We start from the raw sequence: 1,849 nt of genomic DNA on the forward strand, positions 1-1,849 counted from the left end.
AAAGAGGAAGCAGACTTTTTCCGACTTCTCCTCCCTACCGAAGGTGGGGAGGTGCTGAGCAAGCAAGGCCCCTGTGGGCCGAAGCGCGTCGAAGCGGAGGGGTCCTCTTTGGACCGGGGTTACAGGTTCGAGGATGAGGCCAGAATGAACTACAGACACGGCTTTCATGCCGGCAACTTCGCCGATCTCGCCAAACACGCCGCGGTGCTGACCTGGCTGCGGCTGATCCGCGAGGCGACGGAACCGCTGCTGGTCGTCGATACCCATGCCGGCGCCGGGTACTACGACCTGTCCAACCCGGATTTCGCCCGCTCCAGGGAGGCCGAGGCAGGAATCAAGTATCTGATGAGCCAGGCGGTGCCCGAAAGCCTGCAACCCCTGGCCGGCTATGTCCGCGCCAAGAACGCCAAGGCCGGTTTTCGCGACCGCGTCGGCATCTACCCCGGATCGCCCGTCCTGGTGCTCGACCACATCCGCACGGACGACCAATATGTCGGCTGCGAACTGCGCGAGGACGACTTCGGCTTTCTGCGCGAACGCATCGAGCCGCGCGGCAAGGCGGTCAAGGAAGACGGCTATCAGGTCGCGCTCGATTCGACGGGTTCGGCACGGTCGCTGTTTTACCTGATCGATCCGCCCTTCGAACGTGGTGACGACTATGACAATCTGACCTCAACCCTGGCTGGGATCATCAGCCGGCGGTCCGATGCCCGGGTTTTGATCTGGCTGCCTCTGAAGGATCTCGAAACCTTCGACGCCTGGCTGCGCAGCCTGGAACGCGAGATCGATCCGATGCCGGACAATCTCATCGCCGAGCTTCGCCTGCGGCCGCTGTGGAATCCTATGAAGATGAACGGTTGCGTGCTGATGGCGGTCAATCCGCCGGAAAATTTTGCAGCGCACCTAAGGTCAATTGCCGAAGATGTGGTCCGGGTTTTCGGTGAGGACGGCGGGCAGGCGCGTCTCTGGTCGTTATAAATATGGCATAAGCGTCAAATTGCCGTGAGGGCGATTCTCGTGGTTGGAGTCTGGATCGGTTTGTGTTATGTTGCGGCGCAATATGGCCTGACCCCGAGGCCAGAACGAGGTGTTAGATGCTGACCATATCCGAAACCGAGTCGTCGAAACTGTTTCCCTTCACCAGTCCCGATGCCGTCAAGGCGGCGTCCGAAAAGGCCGTCCATCTGTGGATCGGCGCCTTGTCGCCCATGTGGGTGCCGTTCTGGGCGGCGTCGAGCTTTGGCATCAGCGCCTGGACGGTGGCACAATCGCTGAACCGGTCGGGCACCGTGTTCAAGGATTTGCCGCAGGTCACCGATCTGGTGGCAAAATGGCCGGGCTTTGTGGCGCCGACGCCCAAAGAGGTCTCCGACGCAGCGATCGAGACGGCGGAAATTGCCGCTGACCGGGTGAAGGCGGCCATCGACGACCAGCAGGTCGTCGTCGAGAACGTCGCAGAGATTGTTATGGAAGCCAGGGACGTCGTTGCCGAGGCTGTTGCCGAGACCACGGAGACAATGGTTGATACGGCCAAACCTGTGGTCGAAGTCCTGATCGATCCGGTTACCGAAACGCCTGTGGTTCCGGCCGTGGCGGAAGCCATTGCCGAGGTGCCGCTGGTGGCGGCCGAGGTGGTCGAGATGGCGGCAGAGGCGGTGGTTGAGGTTGCTAAGCCCGTAGAAGCGCTGAAGCCGGCACCCGTTGCGGCCAAGCTCGCAGAAACAGCCAAGCCGGCTCAAGTCATCGCGAAGGCGGCCGAAGCTGTCGCCGCGCCGGCGCCGAAGGCGGCTCCCGCCAAGCCGGCAGCTCCGGCCAAAGCGGCACCGAAGCCTGCGCCGAAATCGGACGC

At 62.4% G+C, this 1,849-nt stretch carries 2 protein-coding genes; both read left to right on the forward strand.

What is annotated here, in order from left to right; all coding sequences use genetic code 11:
• The first annotated feature begins 144 nt into the window (after positions 1-144).
• The gene (rlmJ, locus tag ABI_RS19065) at positions 145-978 is read left to right on the forward strand and encodes a 23S rRNA (adenine(2030)-N(6))-methyltransferase RlmJ (RefSeq protein ID WP_006274701.1); all 834 of its coding nucleotides are present in this window, start codon (positions 145-147) and stop codon (positions 976-978) included.
• 116 nt (positions 979-1,094) lie between these two features.
• On the forward strand, positions 1,095-1,849 hold a 755-nt coding region (locus ABI_RS25775), incomplete at its 3' end, for a hypothetical protein (protein ID WP_211211196.1).

Source organism: Asticcacaulis biprosthecium C19 (assembly GCF_000204015.1).
GTDB classification, from domain to species: domain Bacteria; phylum Pseudomonadota; class Alphaproteobacteria; order Caulobacterales; family Caulobacteraceae; genus Asticcacaulis; species Asticcacaulis biprosthecius.